The sequence below is a fragment of the Bradyrhizobium erythrophlei genome, assembly GCF_042430365.1.
In the GTDB taxonomy this organism is placed as follows: Bacteria; Pseudomonadota; Alphaproteobacteria; order Rhizobiales; family Xanthobacteraceae; genus Bradyrhizobium; species Bradyrhizobium erythrophlei.
In genome coordinates this window covers 34,843-43,372 of the sequence record NZ_JBHMET010000222.1, presented here as the reverse complement: position 1 = coordinate 43,372, position 8,530 = coordinate 34,843, and the positions used below count along the sequence as shown (strand labels likewise).

The 8,530-nt window shown below is 62.8% G+C and carries 6 protein-coding genes; all 6 read right to left on the bottom strand.

Annotation, left to right across the window (positions count from 1 at the left end; translation table 11 throughout):
• Nucleotides 1–273: 273 nt before the first annotated feature.
• The 6 genes from ACFFWD_RS31165 to ACFFWD_RS31140 all read right to left on the bottom strand — a co-directional run bounded on the left by ACFFWD_RS31165 (nt 274) and on the right by ACFFWD_RS31140 (nt 8,520).
• Nucleotides 274–1,557, bottom strand: a complete 1,284-nt coding sequence (locus ACFFWD_RS31165; RefSeq protein ID WP_376971926.1) for a glycerate kinase type-2 family protein — start codon at nt 1,555–1,557, stop codon at nt 274–276.
• A gap of 22 nt (nt 1,558–1,579) precedes the next feature.
• Complete coding sequence (locus ACFFWD_RS31160; RefSeq protein ID WP_376971930.1) at nt 1,580–2,806, bottom strand: ABC transporter substrate-binding protein; 1,227 nt, start codon at nt 2,804–2,806, stop codon at nt 1,580–1,582.
• Nucleotides 2,807–3,020: 214 nt separating this feature from the next.
• Entirely contained in the window at nt 3,021–4,247 is a 1,227-nt protein-coding gene (locus tag ACFFWD_RS31155) for an ABC transporter substrate-binding protein (protein ID WP_376971924.1), read from the bottom strand.
• A 192-nt stretch (nt 4,248–4,439) separates the two neighbouring features.
• Nucleotides 4,440–5,669 carry an ABC transporter substrate-binding protein gene (locus tag ACFFWD_RS31150; protein WP_376971922.1) on the bottom strand — a complete coding sequence of 410 codons (1,230 nt, stop codon included), beginning with the start codon at nt 5,667–5,669 and terminating at the stop codon, nt 4,440–4,442.
• A 274-nt stretch (nt 5,670–5,943) separates the two neighbouring features.
• On the bottom strand, nt 5,944–7,170 hold the full coding sequence (locus ACFFWD_RS31145) for an ABC transporter substrate-binding protein (protein WP_376971920.1): 1,227 nt from the start codon (nt 7,168–7,170) through the stop codon (nt 5,944–5,946).
• A gap of 120 nt (nt 7,171–7,290) precedes the next feature.
• On the bottom strand, nt 7,291–8,520 hold the full coding sequence (locus ACFFWD_RS31140) for an ABC transporter substrate-binding protein (protein ID WP_376971918.1): 1,230 nt from the start codon (nt 8,518–8,520) through the stop codon (nt 7,291–7,293).
• Nucleotides 8,521–8,530 lie beyond the last annotated feature (10 nt).

Genomic DNA, 8,530 nt, shown 5'->3' with positions numbered 1-8,530 from the left:
CCACGACGTTGACCCATGATTAGCGTAGGGCCAAAAGGCGACGTCACCGAAACAGCCGGACCATACATTGGGTCAAAGGCGTCGCCCTCTTCAATCGACGGCTGCCGGTCATTTTCCGCTATGCCCCGATAGCGACCGAGATCGCGCGGCGCTGCAATATGTCGCGAAGGGCCCCATCGCGTCATTTCGCTGCCGCGCACCAATCGTGTCGCTTTAGAAGCCGAGCGGACATAACTTCGCTGTGTCACGCTACCGCGTTTATGAGCCCACGGCCTAGTCCACCAGGATCACGCGGACATCGTTGACGTTGGTCAACGTCGGTCCCGTCAGCAACAGGTCGCCGGTCTTGGCAAAGAACCCCGTCGCATCGTTGTTTTCGAGATAGGCCCGGGGGTCGAGCCCAAGCGCCTTTATCTTCGCGAATGTCGCCTGGTCGATCATCGCGCCGGCGGGATCGCTGGCGCTGCCGGCGCCGCCGTCGGCGCCGTCGGTGTCGCCGGCAATCGCCGCGATATCAGGCGTGTCCTTGAGCAGGTCGGCGAGCGCCAGCGCGTATTCCTGGTTGGGGCCACCGCGGCCATTGCCGCGCACCGTCACGGTGAGCTCGCCGCCGGAGACGATCGCGACGCGCTTGCCTTCGCTGCGGGCCTTCAGTGCCAGCCGCGCGTGCTCGGCGGCGACGTCGCGGGCCTCGCCTTCGAGATCGGCGCCGAGCGCGATGGTCTCGTAGCCGGCATCCCTTGCGACCTTCACCGCGGCATCGATCGACGCTTTCGGCTTGGCCAAGAGCTCGAACGTCGCGCGGGCAAAGGCCGGGTCGCCGGGCTTGCAGCTTTCGTTTCTGGGGTCGTCGAGCGCGCGGCGTACCGCGTCGTCGACCGTGAGATTGTATTTGGCGACCAGCGCGCGGGCGTCCGCCAGCGTGGTCAGATCCGGCACCGTCGGGCCCGACGCGATCGCCGACGGATCGTCGTGCGGCACGTCGGAGATCGCGAGCGTCGCGATCTCGGCGGCGTGCTGGCCGGCGCGCGCCAGCCTGCCGCCCTTGATGCGCGAGAGGTGCTTTCGGACGGTGTTCATCTCGCCGATCGGCGCGCCGGAGCGCAGCAGCGCCCGGTTGACCTGCTGCTTCTGCGCAAAGCTCACGCCCTCGACCGGCGCGATCCAGTTCGCCGAGCCGCCGCCGGTCAACAGCACCAGCAGCAGGTCGTCCGCCGTCGCTTCCGCGGCAAGCCGCAGCGTGTCGTCGGCGCCCTTCAATCCGGCCTCGTCAGGCACGGGATGGCCGGCTTCGACCACCTTGATACGCCGGGTCGGCACGCCATGGCCGTGGCGGGTGGTGGCGATGCCGACCAGCCGCGACGGATCGAGCTCGAGCGCGTCGAGATAATGCCGCTCGGCCGCCGCGGCCATCGCGGCGGCGCCCTTGCCGGCGCAGAGACAGATTACCCGTCCCTTCGGCACCGGCCGCAGCCGCGACGCCAGCACGACGTCGGGATGCGCAGCCGCCACCGCCGCATCGAAGATGGAACGCAGGAAGGGACGTCGGTCGGTCATGGCTTCGCTTTCGTAAGACGGGTTAGTTGCCGGACACTTCGCCGCTGATGACGTCGCCGAACAACTGCCAGCGCTCGCCTTTGAACTGCATGAGCTGGAGCTGCTCGATCGGCTGGAAGTCGTCCGGCCCGGTGGTCAGCGTCACGCCCGGCAGCAGGCCGCCTTGCGCGAATTGCTTCAGGCTTGCCGCCTGCTTCATGACGTTGGCGCGGGTGAGATCGTCGCCGCAGCGGCGCAGCACCTCGACCATCGTGGTCCCCATGTTGTAGCCGGTCATCGCGGAGGCGTCGACGCGGTTGGTGTCGGGCAGGTATTTGGCGAGCAGCTCGTCGAACGCCTTCATGCCGGCGTCGTCTTTCCACTGCGGGTCGCTGGCGTCCTTGGCATAGGCGGCCGAGATCACGCCTTGCGAATTCTCGAGGCCCGCGGGGCGCATCACGGTCGCGGTCGAGGCCGAGACGTTGGAGACGATGGTGACCGGCTTCCAGTTCATCTCGCCGAGCTTCTTGATCGCCTGCGCGCCGAATTTCGGCGTGGTGAAGAAGATGATGATGTCGGGGGTGGAGGATTTCAGCCGCACCACATGAGAATCGATCGTGGGCTCGGCGACCTCGTAGCTCTCCTCGGCGACGATGCGCGAGGGATCGCCGGCGAGGCCGTCCTTCAGGCCCTTGAGGTAGTCCTTGCCCATGTCGTCGTTCTGGTAGAGCACCGCGACCTTCGCGGTCGGCTTCTCCTTGATCAGGTACTTCGCATAGATGCGCGACTCGCTCTGGTAGCTGGGCAGCCAGCCCATGGTCCAGGGGAAGGCCTTCGGGTCGTTCCACTTGGTGGCGCCGGTCGCGACGAACAGCTGCGGCACCTTCTTGGCGTTCAGATATTTCTGGATCGCGGTGTTGGAGGCGGTGCCGAGCGTGCCGAACAAGAGCAGCACTTCGTCGCTCTCGACGAGCTTGCGGGCCTGCTCGACCGCCTTGGGCGGCGAATAGGCGTCGTCATAGGAGATGAAGTTGATCTTCCGGCCATTGATGCCGCCGTCGTCGTTCACCTTCTTGAACACCGCCGCCATCGCCTTGCCGACCACGCCATAGGCTGAGGCCGGGCCGCTGTACGGCACGATGTTGCCGACCTTGATCTCGGTGTCGCTGGCACCGGTGTCGTATTTCTTCTGCGCCAGCGCGGCGCTGCCGCTCGCCGCAAGCACGGCGAGACCGAGCAGGGCAGTTGCGGCGCGGTGAAGGGATGGCATGGACACGTTACGGATCTCCTGTTCTTGCGCCCGGCGGGGAGGCGCTCGGCTTCTTGTTGGCACTGCCGCTTCGATACCTAGCGTATCGTCCGCCGAAGTGTAAACGGCCCGCCGTCCTTCGGTTTTCCGGATAGAGCGATGGCAAGCGAAAGGCAAAGAAAAACCCCCTGCGAACGGGTCGCAGGGGGCCGGATTTTCACGATTTGGGAAGGTTTCAGCCGCCGACGTCAGCGCTGATTACGTCGCCGAACATTTCCCACTTCTCGCCCTTGAACTTCATCAGCTGGAGCTGGCTGATCGGGGCGAAGTCGGTCGGGCCGGTGTTGATCTTGATGCCGGGCAGCAGCACCTCGGTGCGGAAGTCCTTGAGGCTCGCCGCCTGCTTCATGACGTTCTCGCGGGTGAGGTTGTCGCCGCACTGCTTCAGAACCTGGACCAGTGTCTGCGCCACGCCGAAGCCGACTACGGTGCCGCCGTCGAGCTTGTCGCCCTCGGGGAAGTCCTTGGCCATGAAGGCGTAGAACTCCTTCATGCCGGGATCGTTGTCCCACTGCTTGTCGGAGGCGTCCTTCAGATAGGCCGCGGAGATGATGTCCTGCGCGTTCTCGAAGCCGGCCGGCTTGATCACGCTGCCGACCGAGGCCGAGACGTTGTTGAGGAAGTGGGTCGGCTTCCAGCCGATCTCGGAGATCTTCTTGATCGCCTGGGCCGCGAATTTCGGCGTCGTGATGTTGACGAAGACGTCGGCGTTGGTGGCCTTGAGCTTGACGATGTGGCTGTCGATCGTCGGCTCGGAAGTCTCAAAGCTCTCCTCGGCGACGATCATGCTGGCGGCCTTCTGGCCGAGCCCGTCCTTCAGGCCCTTGAGATAGTCCTTGCCGTAGTCGTCGTTCTGGAACAGCACGGCGATCTTGGCGTTCGGCATGCTCTTCAGGATGTACTTGGCGTAGATCTGGGTCTCGCTCTGATAGTTCGGCTGCCAGCCCATGGTCCACGGGAAATCCTTCGGATCGTTCCACTTGGTGGCGCCGGTGGCGACGAACAGCTGCGGCACCTTCTTGGAGTTCATGTACTTCTGGATCGCCGAGTTCGACGGCGTGCCGAGCGAATTGAAGATCAACAGCACCTCGTCGCTCTCGACGAGCTTGCGCGCCTGCTCCACGGCCTTCGGCGGCGAATAAGCGTCGTCATAGGAGACGAAATTGATCTTGCGGCCGTTGATGCCGCCGGCCTCGTTGATCTTCTTGAAATAGGCGGCCTCGGTGCGGCCGATGATGCCGTAGGCGGACGCCGGTCCGCTGTAGGGCATGATGTTGCCGATCTTGATCTCGGTGTCGGTGGCGCCGGTGTCGTATTTCTTCTGGGCCAGCGCCGCGCTGCTCGACGCGGCGACGAGCGCGAACGCGGCCCCGAGGACCGCAAGTCTAGTGGTAGCGGACATTTATGTCTCTCTCCCTGTTTCAGACCGAAGTGTCGCGGCCTCCTTGCTAGAGGCTCTTTGTTTGGCCGCAGTCATTACCATCTCGGGCCGGCCACCTCAATGAAAAGCCCCTGCGGCAAAGCCGCAGGGGCTGCGTCTTTAATCGCCACCCTCGGGAATAAACTGCCTCGGGGGAATTAACCGCCTCGGGAATTAGCCGCCGACGTCGCCGCTCAGGATCTCGCCGAAGCGCTCCCAGGTCTCGCCCTTGAACCGCATCAGTTGCAGTTGCGAAAGCGGCGCGAAGTCGGTCGCCGAGGTGTTGACCTTGACGCCCGGCAGCAGGCCGAGTGGTTCGAAGTCCTTGATGCTGGCCGCCTGTTTCATGACGTTGGCACGCGTCAGATCGTCGCCGCATGCCTTCAGCACATGCACGAGGCCCTGGGAGACGATGTAGGCGTACATCACGGACGCGTCGGCGCGGTTGGCTTCCGGATAGTATTTATCGAGGAATTCGTTCCAGGCGATCATCGCCTTGTCGGTCTTCCACTGCAGATCGGTCGGATCCTTCAGATATTGCGACGAGATGATGCCCTGGGCGTTCTCGAAGCCCGCCGGCTTGATCACGCTGCCAATTGAGGATGAGACATTGTTGAGGAAGTGCAGCGGCTGCCAGTTGAGCTCGAAGTTCTTCTTGATCGCCTGCGCCGCGAATTTCGGCGTCGTGATGTTGAAGAACACGTCGGCGCCGGAGGCCTTGAGCCTGACGATGTGGGAGTCGATGGTCGGCTCCGTCACCTCGTAGCTGTCCTCGGCAACGATCATCGACGCCGCCTTGGCACCGAGCCCGTCCTTGAATCCCTTCAGATAGTCCTTGCCATAATCGTCGTTCTGGTAGAGCACCGCGATCTTGGCGTCCGGCTTGTTCTTCAGGATGTACTTGGCATAGATAATCGACTCGCTCTGGTAGTTGGGCTGCCAGCCCATCGTCCAGGGGAATTCCCTCGGGTCGTTCCACTTGGTGGCGCCGGTGGCGACGAACAGCTGCGGCACCTTCTTCTGGTTCATGTATCTCTGGATCGCCGAGTTCGGCGGCGTGCCGAGCGAGTTGAAGATCAGCAGCACCTCGTCGCTCTCGACCAGCTTGCGCGCCTGCTCGACGGTCTTAGGCGGCGTATAGGCGTCGTCATAGCTGATGAAGGTGATCTTGCGGCCGTTGATGCCGCCCTCGGCATTGATCTTGCGGAAATAGGCCTCCTCGGTCTTGCCGATCACGCCATAGGCGGAGGCTGCTCCGCTGTAGGGCATGATGTTGCCGATCTTGATTTCGCTGTCGGAGGCCCCGATGTCGTATTTCTTCTGTGCGGCGGAGGGGCTGGAGGTTGCCGCGAGCAATGCGAGGGCGGCCGAAAAGGCCCCCAATCGCACATGGAATGCAGGCATTTTTGATCTCCCTTGGATCACGGTGATGTGTCGTGTTTTTTTGGATTGGGAGCACTTCGCGGCTCCTTATTGCATTGAATACCTTTCACCTGGGGCCAGCAATAGAAAGCCCCCCGCGGTGATCTCGCAGGGGGCGTTATTTAGTCGAACACGTAGAAATGCGGGCCGACCTCCGCGGGCGATCCCCCCGCCATGACCCGGTTCGGATGCGTGGGCGGTACGCGCCTTGCCTCGCGACACACGCCAAGCGTTTGTGAGCAGATCATGCTTCGGTCTAGTTGCTGATGTTTCCGGACATGATGTTGCCGAACAGCTCCCACTTCTCGCCCTTGAAGCGCATCAGCTGCAGCTGCTTGATCGGCGCGAAGTCGGTCGACGAGGTGTTGATGGTGATGCCCGGCAGCAGCGTATCCGGCGCAAAATCCTGCAGGCTCGCCGCCTGCCTCATGACGTTGGTGCGGGTGAGCTCGTCGCCGCACATCTCCAGCACCTTCACCAGGGTCTGCGCGGCGCCGTAGCCGAATGCGACGGACGCGTCGAGCCTGTTGCCGTCCGGATAGTTGGTCTTGAGGAAGGCGAGGAATTTCTGCATGCCGGGATCCTTGTCCCATTGCGGATCGGCGCCGTCCTTGACGTAGGACGCCGAGACGATTCCCTGCGAATTCTCGAAGCCCGCCGGCTGCATCACGCCGCCGACCGAGGCCGAGACGTTGGAGACGATGTGCAGCGGCGCCCAGCCGATCTCGGCGATCTTCTTGATGGCCTGCGCGGCGAATTTCGGCGTCGTGACGCTGATGAAGGTGTCGGCGCCAGAGGCCTTGAGCGTGACGATGTGGCTGTCGATCGTAGGCTCCGACGTCTCGTAGCTCTCCTCGGCGACGATCATCGACGCTCTATCGCCGAAGGCGTCCTTCAGTCCCTTCAGATAGTCCTTGCCGAAGTCGTCGTTCTGGTAGAGCACGGCGACCTTGGCACCCGGCTTCTCCCTCATCACGTACTTCGCATAGATGTGCGCCTCGTCCTGGTAGCTCGGCTGCCAGCCCATGGTCCAGGGATAGTCCTTGGGATCGTTCCATTTCGAGGCGCCGGAGGCGACGAACAACTGCGGCACCTGCTTGACGTTCATGTACTTCTGGATCGCGGAGTTGGTCGCGGTGCCGAGCGAGTTGAACAGCAACAGCACCTCGTCGCCCTCCACCAGCCGGCGCGCCTGTTCCATCGTCTTCGGCGGCGAGTAGCTGTCGTCATAGGAAAGGAACGTGATCTTGCGGCCCCTGATGCCGCCATGGGCGTTGACCATCTTGAAATAGGCGGCCTCGGTCTTGCCGATCACGCCATAGGCCGAGGCGGGGCCGCTATAGGGCATGATGTTGCCGATCTTGATCTCTGTGTCGCTGACACCGGTGTCATATTTCCTTTGCGCCTGGGCGCTGCCGCAAGTCGTGACGATCAGTGCCAGCGCTGTCGAGAGCGCCGCCAGGGACAAGCGTGCCGCGATCATGGTTCCCCCACCTCGTGTTCTTGTACCTGCATTCAATACCATCGGGGCAAGGCGTCAACAAAAAGCCCCCGCGACGTTAGTCGCGGGGGCTTTGGTTTGGTCTGTTTCTGCGCTGCAGCGTCACTCAGAGGGAACGTCGCCCGAGATGATCTCGCCGAACAGCTCCCACTTCTGGCCCTTGAAGCGCTGCATCTGGAGCTGGGCGAGCGGGGCGAAGTCGGTGGCGGAGGTGTTGATCTTGACGCCGGGCAAGAGCGTGTCCGGCGTAAGGTCCTTCAGGCTCGCCGCCTGCTTCATGACGTTGGCGCGGGTCAGGTCGTCACCGCACATTTCCAGCACCTTGGCGAGCGTCTGCGCCGCGCCATAGCCGTAGACCACGCTGTTGTCGGTCTTGTCGACGCCCGGCATGTACTTGTCGAGGAACGCGTTCCACTTCTTCATGCCGGGATCGTTGGCCCACTGCGGATCGGAGCCGTCCTTGGCATAGGCGGCCGAGAGCACGCCTTGCGCGTTCTCGAAGCCGGCCGGTTGCATCACGCTGCCGACCGAGATCGAGACGTTGGTGATGATCTGCAGCGGCTTCCAGCCGAGCTCGGCGGTCTTCTTGATGGTCTGCGCGCCGAATTTCGGCGTGGTGTAGATCAACAGCACGTCGGGATTGGCGGCCTTGATCTTCACGATATGGCCGTCGATCGACGGCTCGGACACTTCATAGCTCTCCTCCATGATGATGGTGGAGGAGGCCTTGGCGCCGAAGCCGTCCTTGGTGCCCTTCAGGTAGTCTTTGCCGAAATCGTCGTTCTGATAGAGGATCGCGACCTTGGCGTCGGGCTTCTCCCTCATCAGCCATTTGGCGTAGATCTGCGCCTCGCTCTGGTAGCTCGGCTGCCAGCCGATGGTCCACGGGAAGTTCTTCGGATCGTTCCACTTGGTGGCGCCGGTGGCGACGAACAGTTGCGGGATCTTCTTGGAGTTGAGGTACTTCTGGATCGCGGTGTTCGACGGCGTGCCGAGCGGGTTGAACACGACCAAAACCTCGTCGCTCTCGACCAGCTTGCGCACCTGCTCGACCGCCTTGGGCGGCGAATAGGCGTCGTCATAGGTGACGAAGTTGACCTTGCGGCCGTTGATGCCGCCCTGATCGTTGATCATCTTGAAGTAGGCTTCTTCGGTCTTGCCGATCACGCCGTAGGCGGAGGCGGGTCCCGAGTACGGCATGATGTTGCCGATCTTGATCTCGGTGTCGTTCGCGCCGGTGTCGTATTTCTTCTGGGCGAACGCGGCCGTGGACGTCGCGGCAAACGCGACGGCCGCCGCGGAAACCGCGGCGATCCGTAGTGTAGAAAGCATAATGTCTCCT